This is a genomic window from Pacificimonas sp. ICDLI1SI03 (genome assembly GCF_054740865.1).
Map to the genome: position 1 here is coordinate 320,029 of NZ_JBSQAU010000001.1, position 15,291 is coordinate 335,319.

The window sequence follows — 15,291 nt, forward strand, 5'->3', positions numbered from 1 at the left end:
CCTCCTTCCGACTGTCCGTCTCGCCCCGAACGTGCCGGGCGACGATGCCAATTGAGGTGATATACTGATGCCGATTACCATCACCATGCCTGCACTGTCGCCCACGATGGAACATGGCACGCTGTCCAAATGGGTTGTGAAGCCAGGCGACAGCGTTGCACCAGGCGACCTGCTGGCGGAAATCGAAACCGACAAGGCCACCATGGAAGTGGAAGCCGTCGACGAGGGTACGGTGGCCCAGATCCTGGTCGAGGAGGGGACCGAAGAAGTCGCCGTGGGAACCCCGATCATGCTGTTGGCCGAAGAGGGTGAGGACGCCGAGGGGATCAGCGCGAATGATGCCGAGGCAAAGGCGCCTAAGGACGATGCGTCCGATAAGGAGCAGCCGCCTGCGAAGAAAACAAAAGATGCAGAGCCCAAACCTGAGCCGCAGCCTTCGAAATCAAAGGCCGCAAGTAGCGACGCCGACAAAGCTGGCAAGTCTGCCGCCAAGAAAGACGAGGATTTGCCGCCTGCAGGACCTGCACCGGAAGTGGACGGTGAGCGCGTCAATGTCACACCGCTTGCCCGCCGTATTGCGGAAGCAAAGGGCCTAGACCTATCGGCGGTCAAGGGAAGCGGTCCGAAAGGACGGATCATCAAGGCGGACGTAATGGATGCGCAGCCGACTGCTGCTGCGCCCCGGGTCGGCGCATCCGATGCTGCGGCGCCCAAGCCCACCACCCAGGATGCCGGTTCCGACGCGCCACATGAGGCGATCAAATTGTCGAACGTTCGCAAGGTCACGGCGCGCCGCCTGACCGAATCAAAGCAGACCGTTCCGCATTATTATCTGACCATCGACTGCAACCTCGACAGGCTGCTGAAATTGCGCAGCGAGCTTAATGCCGGGCTGGAAAGTCGCGGCGTGAAGCTGAGCGTGAACGACCTGCTGATCAAGGCGCTGGCGGTGGCGCTGACGGAAGTTCCGGATGCCAATGTTCAGTTCGCGGGCGATACACTGATCAAATATAGCCGCGTCGATGTTTCGATGGCGGTTGCGATCGAAGGCGGCCTGATCACGCCCATCATCCGTGATGCCGCAGAAAAGCGTCTTTCATCGATTGCGACGGAATCGAAGGACCTTGCGACGCGCGCACGGGACGGCAAGCTGAAGCCCGAAGAGTTTCAGGGCGGCACCTGCTCGATCTCGAATTTGGGCATGTATGGGATCAAGCAGTTCGATGCCGTCATCAATCCGCCGCAGGGCATGATCCTGGCGGTTGGTGCGGGCGAAAAGCGCCCCCATGTCGTGGGTGATGCCATTTCTATTGCGACCGTTATCACCGCCACCGGCAGCTTCGATCACCGGGCCATTGATGGTGCCACTGGTGCACAGCTGATGGCGGCGTTCCAGCGGCTGGTGGAAAACCCGATGGCGATGCTGGCCTAGGCGGGTGGCTGACAGCACTTCCCCAACCAGGGACCCCGCCATCCGCGTCACAGCCATGCCCGCCGATGCCAATGTCTATGGTGACATCTTTGGCGGCTGGCTGATGAGCCTGATGGATTCCGGGGCTGGATTGATTGCGGCGCGTCGGTCCAGCGGGCGTGCGGTTACGGTCGCCATGAACGGCATGCAATTTCATCATCCCGTAGGCGTGGGTGATGAGGTTTCGGTCTATGGCGAGATCGAGAAAGAGGGTCGCTCATCGATGACGATTACCGTCGAAGCGTGGCGTCGGCATCGGCATGAGGAGGAAGCGGTGAAGGTGACGCAGGCCGTCTTTATCTTCGTGGCCGTGGACGACGACGGGCGGCCGCGTCCGCTTGAAGACTGAAGGAGCTCGCAATGGCGAATAGCTATGACCTGATCGTTCTCGGTTCCGGCCCCGGCGGCTATGTCGCCGCCATCAGGGCTGCGCAGCTGGGCCTAAAGACAGCGATTGTCGAGCGTGAGAAGCTGGGGGGCATTTGCCTGAATTGGGGCTGCATCCCGACAAAGGCGCTGCTTCGCTCTTCCGAGGTCAAGCACATGATGGACAATGCGAAGGACTATGGCCTCAGTGCGAAAGACGTTGGCTTCGACCTCGCAGCCGTCGTCAAGCGCTCTCGTGGTGTGGCAGGGCAGCTGAATTCCGGCGTCAAGCATCTGATGAAGAAGAACAAGATCGACGTTCACGAGGGCGAGGGAAAGATTGTCGCGAAGGGCAAGATCGCCGTGACGAAGGATGGCAGCAAAACGGACCTTGCCGCCAAGCACATTATCGTCGCTACGGGTGCGCGGGCGCGGGAACTGCCCCATCTGAAGGCAGATGGAAAGCGCATCTGGACCTATCGACATGCCATGACACCTGAACAAATGCCCGGCAAGCTGCTGGTCATCGGATCTGGTGCGATCGGCGTGGAATTCGCCAGCTTCTATAGCGACATGGGCGCCGATGTCACCATTGTCGAAATGTTGGACCGTATTGTCCCGGTCGAGGACAAGGACATTTCCGCGCACATGCTGAAGCGCCTGGAGAAGGACGGCATCAAGATACTGACCGAAGCGTCGGTCGAAAAACTGGATGCATCCGGCAAGGGCGTGACGGCATCGATCAAGGACAAATCAGGCAAGACCGCGACGACGGAATTCAGCCATGTGATCCTCGCCATCGGCATCGCCCCGAACAGTGAAGATATCGGCCTGGAGGATCTAGGCGTGAAAACGGATCGCGGCCACATCGTCAACGATGCTTTTGGCAAGACGAACATTGACGGCATTTGGGCGATTGGCGACGTCACCGGGCCGCCCTGGCTGGCACATAAGGCAAGTCACGAGGGGGTTGTCGCGGCGGAAAGCATCGCCGAGGCACTGGGCAAGGGATCGGGGCATGCACCGCACCCGATGGACAAGTCGAACATTCCCGGCTGCACTTATTCTCGCCCCCAAATTGCGAGCGTTGGCCTGACCGAGGAAAAAGCCAAGGAGGCCGGCCATAAGCTGAAGATCGGCAAGTTCCCCTTTATCGGCAATGGCAAGGCAATTGCGCTGGGCGAAGCGGACGGTCTCGTGAAAACCATCTTCGACGCGGAAACCGGTGAATTGCTGGGTGCCCATATGATTGGCGCCGAAGTTACCGAGCTGATCCAGGGATTTGTCGTGGCCCGGCAGTTGGAGACGACCGAAGAGCAACTGATGCAGACGATCTTTGCGCACCCCACCCTGTCAGAGATGATGCATGAAAGCGTCCTCGACGCCTATGGCCGCGCGATCCATTATTGAAGATTCAAACCTGGCTCGTGGAACGAGTAGCGCTCGTGACACGTTCGTCGCAAAGTTCCAGATTTCGGAGACGTTTATGCGGCATGTCCTTGGTTATACGCTTCCCTCCGTGTTGCTATTGTTAAGTGCCTGCAATTCCGAGCCGGAACCTGCCCAGCAAACTTCGGACGAGTTGGTTGCCGATGCGGAAGCGGATCAGGCCGAAGCACTGGAAACGATCGCCAGCTCCGAAGAGCTTACAGACGCACAGTCATTTCTGGACAATGTGGTGGCGATCAACACGCTACAGATGGGTCTTGCCGATATTGTAAAGCGCGACGGCGAACGCGAGGATGTACGTGCCTTTGCCGAGATGATTGTCGCCGACCATCGGCGATTGCTGACTGATCTGAAAGAGGCGGCTGCCGAAACGTCACCCGACCTGGTGTTCAACACCTCCCTGTCGGACGATCAGCAGGAGGCACTTGCTGAAATGCGTGGAGCACGGAGCGCCGATGATATGTTTTTGGAGCGGGTTCGCGAGGGTAACCGCGAGATAGCCGCGTCCATTGACGAAGAAATCGCGACTGGCACCTATCCGGCGCTTATTGATTGGGCGAACGCGGCAAAAACGGATGTGACCGCGCATGCGGAAGCATTATCGGCCCTCTAAGGGTCGGAAAATCAAATAGTCCGGGATGGGCCTCGTTAGACGCCAGGGTAGCGCAGTCTGCCGAGAAAACGCACCAGGCTGGGGCGTCGCCCGCGTGCACCGGTCAGGCGGGCTTTGGCTTTTTCGAATTGCATAACGTTCTCGATCCGTCGGGCCAGGAATGCACGCGTATCGGCAAAATTCTCGCTATCGTCTTGTAACCAGTACAAGAGCGTCGTCGAATAGACGCCGGACAGCGTGGTTCGCTTTGTGTAATGACTCAGGTCGGTGGCGCTGTCCCCGGCGGCGCGCCACATGGCATCGGCGGTTGTCCACAATGAGCGAATGGACGTTAGTGCATTTTGCGGCATCGCCAGCAGTTTCGATGCCTCTCGCACAGCCTCCTTATGCGGCTGCGCCTGTTCCAGGCGAATTTCGACCGCACGGCGGATTCGGTCGCGAATGGGCATGTCCGTGATTTTTTCGTCGTGCAATCCTGAAAGCATGTCGCTGTCGGCCACTCGCAGCCACGCCTGTACCATGTCGATGGCGCCGGCGGGATATACCAGCCGCACCCGCTCCGCCGGCACATCCAGACGCGCTGAGGCGGCGTCGGCCGCCGTCCAGCCCCAGCCATCGAACACGACGTCGGTCAGCATCTCTCGCACCAGAACCGGACGCAGTTCGTCCAGCGTCATTTCAGAGGGTGGTATTGGGTCTGTCTTCATCTTTTCGGCTTGGGTCATGCCCCATGATGCGCCACGCGCAGCCGCGACTCAAGGCTGGCGCGGCAATGCGTAGCGGCGCCGGTTGCCCTAGCCGCCATATTTCACCGAACAGCCATAGGCGCGGGTGGCCGCGGGTGAGGGCGCCTTGCCGGCTGCAACGGCGGTAAGCGCGCCCGACACGTAATTGGTCGCGCCTTTCACGTCCTCCAGCTTCGCGGTCGGCTTATCGTCGATGGCGCCCATATAGCGGAGTACGCCTTTCCCATCGATGACATACATGTGCGGGGTTGCGCTGGCATCATAGGCGCGCCCGACCTTTCCGTCATGGTCGAGCAGATATGCGGCCTGCGTCGTGTCGTTTTCGGCCATCTCCGCCTTTGCGGCGGCGCCGTCGACATATCCCTGCTTTCCGGCCGAAGACGAGTTCACCGTCAGCCAGACAGTGCCGTTCGCGGCCGCATCCTTTTGCAGGGCCTGCATATTGCCAGACTTATAGTGCTTTTGCACATAGGGGCAGCCCTTGTTGGTCCACTCCAGAACAACTGTTTTTCCGCGATAATCGGATAGCGAGACGGTTTCGCCCGACGCGGAGGTCGCGGTGAACGCGGGGGCAGGGGCGCCGACGCGGGGGGCGGCAAACGCAGGTGCCGCGATCAAGGCGGCGCATAGCAACATGGTCCTCATTTCGGTCCTCTCCTCCAGCTTTATGCGGCGCTACGCCGCTCCTCCATCATCCTTCGCGAGCGCTGTCAGCATGTCGGCACTCAACAATTGCGGCAGAATCTGCGCATCTTCGCCCGGAGCGAAGTAAACGTAAAGGGGCACGCCGGCGCGGCCATATTGTGTCAGGAATTCCGTGATAACGGGATCTGCGCGGGTCCAGTCACCCATCAGGGTGACGATCCCCGCATCATCAAATGCCTTATGTACGCTCGCCTCGGACAGCGCGCCGTTTTCGTTAACCTTGCACGTGATGCACCAGTCAGCGGTAAAATAAAGAAAGGCGGGCGTCTGCTCGGCGCGCAACTCCGAAAGGCGGTCAGGAGAATAGGGGCTGCTTGCGAGAAGCCGCCCGCTCGCTGCTTCAGTCACTGCCTCGGTTCTTTCAGCGGGCACCAGCAGGATAACGGCCAGCGAGGCGAGGACGGCCCCCATCGGTGCGGGTGTCCTGCGCGCATTACCCAGCCACCACAGGGCAAGCCCGATAAGAACGGCGCCGGACAGCCCGATGATCAAGCCATCTACGCCTGCCTGTTGCCCCAAGACCCATGCGAGTGCGAGCGCCGTTGCAAACATCGGCAAGCTGAGCAGTCGCCGCATCCGCTCCATCCACGGGCCGGGCCGTGGCAGGCGGTCGCGCAAGGCCGGTACGAAACCGATCAGCAGGAAGGGCAGCGCCAGACCCAGGCCCAGGCCCAGAAAGATCATCATGGCTGCCGGTGCGGTCATGATCAGCGCCGCGCCAAGTGCGGCGCCCATGAAGGGGCCTGTGCACGGCGTTGCGACCACGGCGGCGAGTGCGCCGGTCCAGAAGGCGCCGGATTTTCCGCCGGCGGCAGCGCGACCGTCCCCGGAGAAGGACAGGCTGGGAAGCTCGAACAGGCCTGCCAGATTGAGCGAGATTGCGGTGACGAGCAGCAGCAGGAAGGTTACGACGCGCGGGTCCTGCAGCTGAAAGGCCCAGCCGATGCTGGCGCCGCCAGCGCGCAGGGCGAGCAGTGCGCCGCCCAACAAAAGAACCGTCAGGACAACACCTGCGGAATAGAATGTCGCCTCTTCCCGCGCGGCCTTGGGAGACGCGCCCCCCTTGGCAAGACTCAAGGCCTTCAGGCTGAGGATCGGGAAAACGCATGGCATGACGTTGAGGAACAGTCCGCCCAGAAGGGCCAGGCCGAAAGCCAAGAGCACCGGGATGGTTCCAGATGTCGGAGCCGCCGCAGGGTTGTCTCCAGCGGCGAGGGGGATGCCAGCGGCGGGGACATCCCCGGGGGTGAGAATGATTTCGCTGCCCACGGATTCCTGACCATAGGTCAGCTTCAGCACGCCGGGAATCTCCGCCACATCCGGATTGAACCCGTTGATCGTTTCCACAATCAGGCGAGAATCGTCCAACGTCACCGCCTGCGGCGCGTTATAGTCAATGGCGCCATCGACAGCCGGGAAGAAATAGGCGTCGGTGACGTCTTCCGCCCGAGGCACCTCGACGGCAAAGCGGATCTGGTCCTGATCGATGGAGAAACTGGCGGGCCAATCGGCGGGCGCGGGCAGGGCGCTGCGATACTCCCCCAACTGACGTTCGCCAATGGCGACATCGTTCAAATCAACCGAAAACTGCGCATTTTCCGGCACGCAGATGCTATCGTCGCACACCAGATAGTCGAATGTCACCTCGGCGGGTTGTGCGCCCGTTTCAGGCAGCCCGGTGATGTTGACCAACAGCGCCGCTGGCTGTTCGAAAACATAGTTCATGATGCCGGAAACGACAAAGCGGGAAGGTGTGGGATAGACGATCCCGCCCGCGCTGGCGCCCGACGGCAGCGTCCATTCAGCGGTGGATTCGACCCCTGCCGCGCCGGGGTTCTTCCAATAGGTGTGCCAGCCCTCCTCCGGCGTGACCAGGATCACGGCTGTGCGAGCGTCGCCGGTCTGCGGCCCCGCCTGCAGTTCCACGCGTGCGTGAGGGTTGCTGACGATCTGTGCCGCCACCGGGAAAGCGATCAGCGCCAAAAGCGCGGCCAGCAAAGGACGAAGTACCCGCATGTCGGCCATGCTACCTGTTTCAGCGTACCGCTGCAAAGCGTTCAGTAGCATGGGCGCGGTTTATGACGTTCACTACGCCGACTGTTCACACGAGGGGGCCTTGCCAGTAGCAGCCCTCTCGTCCGGTTTCACGAATTTTCGAAAGGGTCGGTTTCTTCGGCGCCGCTACGGGCGTTGAGCTTGTTCAAAAGGTGAATAGCCTGATCTATTTCCGCATCGGAGAGCGAGACGAACATATTATCGACGATCTCCTCATGCTGTGCGGCAAGTTTGTTAAAGGTGGCATGGCCCTGGGGCGTTAGTGAGACATAGAAGGTCCGGCGGTCGTTCGGCGCCGTCCGCCGCGCAACCAGCCCATCTTCCACCAGCCGGTTAATGATGCCCGTAACGTTCCCGTTCGACACCAGCATCAGCTGGGAAAGTTCGCCCATAGACAATTCCGCCTGAGCGCGGTCGAGCGCGGCGAGCACGTCGAAACGGGGCAGAGTGCTGTCGCAATTGGCCCGCAGGTGCGAACGAATCTTCTTTTCAATAATTCTGGTGGAGGCGAGCATGCGCAGCCACAACCGCAGAGACTGTTTCGAGTGTGGCTGGGGGGCCTCGAACTTCAATATCTCGGCGTCTGTCATCGAACCCGCTTTCCTTACCTACCTGCAATCCAACCCATGCCGTGCGTAGCCTTTCTTGTCACTAAGGCTACGACGTCAATAGGCTGGGTTTGGCAAACGCAGGCAGTCAGCGCGTTATTCGGGTACCACCGCCGTTGTTTCGATTTCGATCCTGGCGGCCGGTTCCATCAGTCCTGCCACACAGACCACCGCCATTGGTGGAAAGTGATTGCCGATCAGCTCCCGGTAGACGGCGCCGACTTCACGTGCCGCATTTATATATTCGTCGCGGTCCAGAATGTACCAGGTCATCCGGACGATGTGTTCCGGCTTCGCCCCGGCCTCGGCAAGTATGGCGAGGGTATTCTCGACTGTCTGCCGGAACTGTCCCACAAAATCTTCAGCTGCGAAGCGCTCTTCCTTGTTCCAGCCTATGACGCCCGCCGTAAAGACGAGGCGACCCGACGCGGCCATGCCATTTGCATAGCCCTTGGGCCGTACCCAACCCGGCGGCTGCAGGACCTGATGTGCGCTCATCGACCGTTCCCCTTGCAGACAGCCTGTAGAACATCACGCCATTCCTGCGGCCAATTGGTCGATTTGGTTTTACTCATGTCGATAAGCACCTGCTTGTAATGAACCACGAACCGCGTCTCTCCGCCGGAGGTCACGGTAATGACGAACTGGACCGAACTGTTGCCGTATCCTTCCACCAGCAATTCGAAGTCGAGAATGTCGCCCAGCCTGCTGACGGCGGTAAATTGCGCGCGGACGTCAACGGTGGGTAGCCCCATGCCGAGTTCGAGATGAAGCCGCCGGCGGGACACGCCCAGCACCTGCTCGCACCAATCTTCGATGACATGATCGCACAGCTCGAAATAGCGGGGATAATAGGCGATACCCGCCGGGTCGCAGTGGGAAAAGCGCAACGGCAAGGAGACGTGAAAGGATTGCTGTGAAGCCTCGCTCACGCCTTATATCCCGCCAGATGCTGGCGCGCGATGACGATCTTCTGAACCTCTGATGCGCCTTCGTAGATGCGCAGGGCGCGCACTTCGCGATATAGTTTTTCGACCACGGCCCCGCGTGTGACGCCAAGGCCGCCGAAGATCTGCACGGCCTTGTCGACAACGCTCTGGGCGCTTTCGGTCGCGTCGAGCTTCGCCATGGCGGCTTCGCGGCTATTGCGCTGTTCTTTTACGTCGCGCAGCCAGCCAGCACGATAAATGAGCAGCGCCGCGCTATCGACGTCCAGCGCCATATCGGCGAGCATCGTCTGAATGACGGCATTGTCGGCCAATACGCCGCTGCCGAGCCGTCGCTCGATCGCACGCTCCGTTGCTTCGTCCAGCGCGCGTCGCGCAAACCCAAGTGCGGCGGCGCCCACCGTGGTACGGAATATGTCCAGCGTCGCCATGGCCTGGGCAAAGCCCCTGCCGCTCTCTCCCAGAAGGGCGCTTTGCGGCAATTGCATATCCGTGAATTCAAGCGTGGCCAGCGGATGCGGGGCAATGACATCGATCCGCTCCGTAACTGCCAGGCCGGGGCTGTCGGCGGGAACCAGGAAACAGGAAATGCCGCGTGCGCCGGGCGCTTCGCCCGTGCGGGCGAAGAGGACGTAATAATCCGCGATCCCACCGTTGGAGATATAGGTCTTGGCGCCGTTGATGCGGTACCCGCCGTCAACCTCCTCAGCCGCGGTTTCCATCGATGCGACGTCGGACCCGGCCACGGGTTCGGTTAGTGCGAACGCGGCGATTTTTCGGCCAGCGGCAACATCCGGCAGATATTCACGCTTCTGCTCGTCCGTGCCGAACAGGCTGATCGTCCCGGAACCCAGACCTTGCATGGCGAAGGCAAAATCGGCAAGGCCGGAATGTCGTGCCAGCGTTTCGCGGATCAGCGACAATGAGCGTACGTCGAGCGCTTCGTGAATGCCGCCCTGCGAGGCGGGCACGCAATATTTCAGCCATCCCCCCTTTCCGAGTGCGGCGACGAGGTCACGGCAGGCCCGGTCCGTATCGGTCTTGTCGATATGTCCCAATTCGGCCTGGCACCAGTTTTCCAGGCGTTCGGCGAGCGCGACGTGCTCGGCGCTGAAGAAGGGCCATTCGAGGAAGCTGCGGTCCACGGCTAATCTCCTTGAAAAACGGGCTTTTTCTTCGCCGCAAAGGCCTCAAAGGCGCGCCGGAAATCTTCGGTTTTCATGCAGATCGCCTGCGCCTGCGCCTCCATCTCGATGGCGGTCTCCAGGCTGACGTTCCATTCCGTGTTCAACTGGGTCTTTGTGATGCCATGCGCGAATGTCGGCCCCTCGGCGATGGACCTCGCCAAAGCAAGTGCATCGTCCATGAGCGTATCCGACGCAACGAGGCGGTTGTAAAAGCCCCACCGCTCGCCCTCGTCCGCGCTCATGGATCTACCGGTAAACAACAAGTCCGATGCGCGTGTCTGGCCGATGATCCTGGGCAGGATCGCGCAGGCACCCATGTCGCAACCGGCAAGACCAACCCGCGTGAACAGGAATGCCGTTTTCGCCTCTGGCGTAGCGAGACGGAGGTCGGATGCCATCGCCATGATCGCGCCGGCGCCGACGCAGATACCGTCCACCGCGGCGACGATCGGCTGCGGGCAGTTGCGCATTGCCTTGACCAGATCGCCCGTCATTCGTGTGAAGGCGAGAAGTTCAGGCATGGTCTGTTCAGTGAGGGGGCCGATAATTTCATGCACGTCGCCCCCGGAGCTGAAATTTCCGCCTGCTCCCGTGACGACCACGGCCTTCACGGTGGGTGTCGCGGTCAGTGCACGGAACGTATCGCGCAGCTCTGCATAGGAATCGAACGTTAGAGGATTCTTGCGCTCTGGCCGGTTCAGGGTCACCGTCGCGACGCCTGCGTCAAAGCTCCAGCGGAAATGTTCGGGCGTAAAATTTTCGGGGGTCACATGATCTCTCCACCGGCCACCATGATCGATTGTCCCGTCACCGACTGGGATGCGGGCAGGCACAGCCATAGCACGGCTGACGCTACCTCCTGAGGCATGATGAGCCGCTTTTGCGGGTTATGGGATGCGAGCGCTTTACGCGCTTCTTCTTCGCTGCGGCCTGTCTTGGCCGTGATGTTCTTGACGGCGTCTGCGACGATGTTGGTATCCGTAAAGCCGGGGCAGACCGCGTTGACCGTCACGTTCGTATTCGCCAGTTCCAGCGCGAGCGCGCGGGTAAGACCAATCGCGCCGTGTTTCGCCGCAACATAGGGCGCGGTGTAGCGATAACCCCGGTGACCGGCCGTGGAGGCGATGGTGACGATCCGTCCCGCGTCCGCCTGCAGCAGGTCGGGCAGGGCGGTCTGGCTGCACGTGAACACGGCATCCAGATTGACCGCCATCGCATCGCGCCACTGCTGCTGGGTAACGGACGCAATCCCGGCGCTCATCGCCGCCCCGGCATTGTTGATCAGGATTGTGGCCGGGCCATGGGCATTCCGCGCCTGCGCGAATGCAGCCTCGACATCCTGGGGCTGGGTGACGTCTGCCTGGGCAAGGCAGGCACCGTTGATCTGTTCGCCCACCGAACGCAGCTTCTCCCGGTCTCGGCCGACGATGGTGATCGCGGCGCCCGCCTGTGCGAGTTCCAGCGCGATGGCGGCACCGATCCCGGAATTGCCTCCGGTGACAATGGCATGATGGCCAGAAAGAGAGGTCATGCTTTCAGCGCGGCTTCCTGCTCTGCGGCCCGCTGAAGATTGCGGGTCAGTTGGCTCTGACCGCCGGTATAGGGCTTCGGGACGAAAATGCCGCGATAATCCTGTTGGGCAGCGGCACGCAGCGTCCAACTGGGCTCTATCAGATGCGGCCTGGCGAGGGCCACCAGATCAGCACGTCCCGCCGCGAGGATCGAATTCGCGTGGTCGGTTTCATAGATATTGCCTACCGCCATTGTCGTCAGGCGTCCCTCGTTACGGATCTGGTCCGCGAAAGGCGTCTGGAACATGCGGCCATAGATAGGCTTGCAATCGGCCCAGGTTTGTCCCGCTGATACGTCGATCAGATCGGCGCCCGCTTCTGAAAAGGCGCGGGCGATCTGCACGGCTTCATCGGGTGTTACGCCCAGATCGCCCATCCAGTCATTTGCCGATATGCGCACCGACATGGGCCGCTCGCCCGGCCATGCCGCGCGCATCGCCGTGAACACTTCCAGCGGAAAGCGCAGGCGATTTTCGAGGCTTCCGCCATATTCATCCTCTCGCTTATTATGCAGCGGGGTGATGAAAGACGAGAGCAGATAGCCGTGGGCAGCATGCATCTCGACCATGTCGAAGCCGGCCTGAACGGCCATTTCGGTTGAAGCGACGAACTGGTCGCGCACCATGTCCATGTCTTTGCGGCTCATGGAATGGGGGACCTGATTGCCCTCAGCCCACGGGATGGTCGACGCTGACAGGAGCGGCCAGTTGCCGGAATCGAGCGGCATGTCATACCCCTCCCAGCCGACCTTGGTGGAACCCTTGGGTCCCGAATGACCCAACTGCAGGCAGAATTTCGCTTTGCTTTGTGCGTGGACGAAATCGGCGATTCTGCGCCAGGCGTCGACATGTTCCGGTTCATACATGCCGGTGCAACCTGGCGTGATCCGTGCCTCCGGCGAGACGCAGGTCATCTCGGTATATATCAGGCCCGCGCCACCCAGGGCGCGCGCGCCATAATGCACCAGATGGAAATCGTTGGGCAGGCCGTCCTCGGCTGAATACATGGCCATGGGAGAAACGACGATGCGGTTTTCCAGCTTCATTTCACGCAGCGAGAACGGCGCGAACATCGGTGCCGCGGGCTGCGTCACCTCTTCGCCACGGGCGCGAGATTGGAACCAGCATTCAACCGATTCCAGCCATTCCGGGTCTCGCAGGCGCAGGTTTTCGTGACTGACCCGCTGTGACCGCGTCAGCAGGGAATAGGCGAATTGCAGCGGATCGAAGTGAAGATAGCGATCCAGGGTCTCGAACCATTCTGTCGAGTTGCGTGCGCTGTTCTGAAGCTTCAGGACTTCCAGATTGCGCTCCTCCTGATATTCATTCAGCGCGCTCTGCCGGTCGAGACCAGGGCGATGCAGCACCTCCGCCAATTTTATCGCGTCCTCCAGCGCCAGCTTCGTGCCCGATCCGATCGAGAAATGCGCTGTATGGGCCGCATCACCCAACAGGATCAGATTTTCATAATGCCAGCGGTCGCAGATGATGCGATGAAAATTCAGCCAGGCAGCAGATCCAACCAAATGCTTTGCATTGGTCATCAGGGCGTTGCCGTCGAGATATTTCGCAAAGATCTCCTCGCAGCGGGCGATGGACTCATCCTGGTTCATATTCTCGAAGCCGAGCTTTTCCCAGGTATCGGGTTCCATCTCGACTATGAAGGTCGAAAGGTTGTCATCGAAGCGATAGGCGTGTGCCCAGACCCAGCCTGCTTCCGTTTCCTCAAACGCAAAGGTGAAGGCGTCGAATACCTTGTGCGTGCCCAGCCAGATGAACTTGTTCTTGCGCACCTGATCGTCGACGCTGAAATGTTCTTCATAACGGTTGCGGATCGCGCTGTTCACGCCATCGGCCGCGATGACGAGATCATATCCCTTCCAGTCGGCGAGATCGGAACTCGCCTGGTGTCCGAAATGCAGATTTACGCCGAGCTCGCGGGCGCGTTCCTGCAGGATCTGGAGCAGCCGCTTGCGGCCGATACCGATGAAGCCATGGCCGGACGATCTGATACATTCGCCGCGAAGGTGAACGTCGATATCGTCCCAGTGGGTGAACTCATCGCGAATGCGCTCGCCGCTTATCGGGTCGTTCGCCAGCAGGTTTTCCACCGTCTGATCGGAAAAAACCACACCCCAGCCGAATGTGTCGTCCGCCTGGTTCCGTTCAAACAGGTCGATGACATGATCCGGATTTCGGAGCTTCGCCGAAATCGCAAAATATAAGCCCGCAGGCCCTCCGCCCAAACATGCAATCTGCATCGGTTGCCTCCAATTTGTTTTAGTCTTAAAATAAAATCTGAGCCTTGGCAAGATTGTCCAGATATTTGGGAGCAAACCGATGGAAAACAAAATAAATGCATATGACTGGGAAGACGCGCTCGGGCTCGAATCCGGCCTCGAGGAAGTCGAACGCATGGTTTTCAAAACCGCGCAGGACTATGCGCAGGCCTCTCTCGCGCCGCGTGTAACTGACGCATATCTGAATGAAGAATTTGATCGAGAGATCATGCGTGAGATGGGCGAACTCGGTTTGCTGGGTGCCACGGTGCCAGAGGAATATGGCGGCGCAGGTTTGGGATATGTTTCCTACGGCCTGATCGCCCGTGCCGTCGAAGCGGTGGACAGCGGTTATCGTTCGGCACTTTCCGTGCAGTCCTCGCTGGTGATGCATCCGATCAACGCCTATGGCTCCGAAGAGCAAAAGCAGCGTTGGTTGCCCGGTCTGGCAAGCGGGGAACTGGTGGGCTGTTTCGGGCTGACCGAGCCCGATGCCGGTTCGGATCCAGGCTCAATGAAAACGCGCGCGCAAAAAAGCGCTGGCGGCTATCGCCTGAATGGCGCGAAGATATGGATCACCAACGCGCCGATCGCGGATGTTTTTGTTGTCTGGGCCAAGTCCGAAGCGCATGACGGTCGTATCCGCGGCTTCCTGCTGGAAAAAGGCATGAAGGGACTGTCCGCGCCCAAGATCCCGCAGAAATTGTCGCTGCGCGCCTCGATTACGGGCGAGATCGTCATGGATGATGTGGAGGTCCCGGAGGAAAACATGTTACCGAACGTTTCCGGACTATCGGGTCCGTTCGGCTGTCTGAACCGGGCACGCTATGGCATCGCCTGGGGCGCTATGGGCGCGGCGGAGGCCTGCTATCGCGCGGCACGCGGTTATACGCTGGAGCGTTTCCAGTTCGGCCGCGCACTCGCGTCCAACCAGCTCGTGCAGCTGAAACTTGCCAATATGGCGACCGAGATCGCACTGGGGCTGGAGGCCGCCCTGCGTGTCGGGCGCCGCATGGACGACGGTATTCTGGTCCCGGAAACAATCAGCATGATTAAGCGCAACAATGCTGGCAAGGCGCTCGACATCGCGCGCACGGCGCGCGACATGCATGGGGGAAATGGCATCAGCGCCGAATATCATGTCATGCGCCACGCGGCGAACCTCGAAACCGTGAACACATATGAAGGGACGCATGACGTTCATGCGCTAATCCTCGGGCGCGCGATTACGGGGATTCCGGCGTTTTAGCGTGAAATGAGCCCTGTGGGGGAGAGGAAGCCACTTACCCATAGCG

General features: G+C 60.3%; 15 protein-coding genes. 5 read left to right on the top strand and 10 right to left on the bottom strand.

The features are described 5' to 3' along the window. Positions 1–67: 67 nt before the first annotated feature. From ACSMXM_RS01540 to ACSMXM_RS01555, 4 genes are read left to right on the top strand one after another with little or no spacing between them, the layout of a single operon-like run. Complete coding sequence (locus ACSMXM_RS01540) at positions 68–1,432, top strand: pyruvate dehydrogenase complex dihydrolipoamide acetyltransferase (RefSeq protein ID WP_460313356.1); 1,365 nt, start codon at positions 68–70, stop codon at positions 1,430–1,432. A gap of 55 nt (positions 1,433–1,487) precedes the next feature. After that, positions 1,488–1,820: an acyl-CoA thioesterase gene (locus ACSMXM_RS01545; RefSeq protein WP_460316327.1), complete on the top strand. Its 333-nt coding sequence runs from the start codon at positions 1,488–1,490 to the stop codon at positions 1,818–1,820. Between the two features lie 11 nt (positions 1,821–1,831). After that, positions 1,832–3,247, top strand: coding sequence for a dihydrolipoyl dehydrogenase (gene lpdA / locus ACSMXM_RS01550; protein ID WP_460313357.1), 1,416 nt, complete (start codon positions 1,832–1,834; stop codon positions 3,245–3,247). After that, positions 3,225–3,899, top strand: a complete 675-nt coding sequence (locus ACSMXM_RS01555; protein ID WP_460313358.1) for a DUF4142 domain-containing protein — start codon at positions 3,225–3,227, stop codon at positions 3,897–3,899. The genes lpdA and ACSMXM_RS01555 overlap by 23 nt, the downstream gene beginning before the upstream one ends. A 35-nt stretch (positions 3,900–3,934) precedes the next feature. Here ACSMXM_RS01555 and ACSMXM_RS01560 read toward each other — a convergent pair whose 3' ends face one another. The 10 genes from ACSMXM_RS01560 to ACSMXM_RS01605 all read right to left on the bottom strand — a co-directional run bounded on the left by ACSMXM_RS01560 (position 3,935) and on the right by ACSMXM_RS01605 (position 13,978). Next, on the bottom strand, positions 3,935–4,624 hold the full coding sequence (locus ACSMXM_RS01560) for a COQ9 family protein (protein WP_460313359.1): 690 nt from the start codon (positions 4,622–4,624) through the stop codon (positions 3,935–3,937). Positions 4,625–4,693: 69 nt separating this feature from the next. Next, complete coding sequence (locus ACSMXM_RS01565) at positions 4,694–5,290, bottom strand: thioredoxin family protein (RefSeq protein ID WP_460313361.1); 597 nt, start codon at positions 5,288–5,290, stop codon at positions 4,694–4,696. Positions 5,291–5,320: 30 nt separating this feature from the next. Next, complete coding sequence (locus ACSMXM_RS01570; protein ID WP_460313363.1) at positions 5,321–7,366, bottom strand: protein-disulfide reductase DsbD family protein; 2,046 nt, start codon at positions 7,364–7,366, stop codon at positions 5,321–5,323. Between the two features lie 128 nt (positions 7,367–7,494). Continuing rightward, entirely contained in the window at positions 7,495–7,995 is a 501-nt protein-coding gene (locus ACSMXM_RS01575; RefSeq protein ID WP_460313365.1) for a MarR family winged helix-turn-helix transcriptional regulator, read from the bottom strand. A gap of 114 nt (positions 7,996–8,109) precedes the next feature. Beyond that, complete coding sequence (locus ACSMXM_RS01580) at positions 8,110–8,511, bottom strand: RidA family protein (protein ID WP_460313367.1); 402 nt, start codon at positions 8,509–8,511, stop codon at positions 8,110–8,112. Next, positions 8,508–8,945: an acyl-CoA thioesterase gene (locus ACSMXM_RS01585; RefSeq protein WP_460313368.1), complete on the bottom strand. Its 438-nt coding sequence runs from the start codon at positions 8,943–8,945 to the stop codon at positions 8,508–8,510. The genes ACSMXM_RS01580 and ACSMXM_RS01585 overlap by 4 nt, the downstream gene beginning before the upstream one ends. After that, positions 8,942–10,105: an acyl-CoA dehydrogenase family protein gene (locus ACSMXM_RS01590; protein ID WP_460313370.1), complete on the bottom strand. Its 1,164-nt coding sequence runs from the start codon at positions 10,103–10,105 to the stop codon at positions 8,942–8,944. Before ACSMXM_RS01590 ends, ACSMXM_RS01585 begins: the two co-directional genes overlap by 4 nt. A gap of 2 nt (positions 10,106–10,107) precedes the next feature. After that, the gene (locus tag ACSMXM_RS01595) at positions 10,108–10,917 is read right to left on the bottom strand and encodes an enoyl-CoA hydratase family protein (protein WP_460313372.1); all 810 of its coding nucleotides are present in this window, start codon (positions 10,915–10,917) and stop codon (positions 10,108–10,110) included. After that, on the bottom strand, positions 10,914–11,678 hold the full coding sequence (locus ACSMXM_RS01600) for an SDR family NAD(P)-dependent oxidoreductase (protein WP_460313373.1): 765 nt from the start codon (positions 11,676–11,678) through the stop codon (positions 10,914–10,916). Before ACSMXM_RS01600 ends, ACSMXM_RS01595 begins: the two co-directional genes overlap by 4 nt. After that, entirely contained in the window at positions 11,675–13,978 is a 2,304-nt protein-coding gene (locus ACSMXM_RS01605; RefSeq protein WP_460313375.1) for a bifunctional salicylyl-CoA 5-hydroxylase/oxidoreductase, read from the bottom strand. The genes ACSMXM_RS01600 and ACSMXM_RS01605 overlap by 4 nt, the downstream gene beginning before the upstream one ends. A 79-nt stretch (positions 13,979–14,057) precedes the next feature. Here ACSMXM_RS01605 and ACSMXM_RS01610 point away from each other — a divergent pair, with 79 nt between their 5' ends. Further along, positions 14,058–15,245: an acyl-CoA dehydrogenase gene (locus tag ACSMXM_RS01610; protein ID WP_460313378.1), complete on the top strand. Its 1,188-nt coding sequence runs from the start codon at positions 14,058–14,060 to the stop codon at positions 15,243–15,245. The last annotated feature ends 46 nt before the right edge of the window (positions 15,246–15,291 follow it).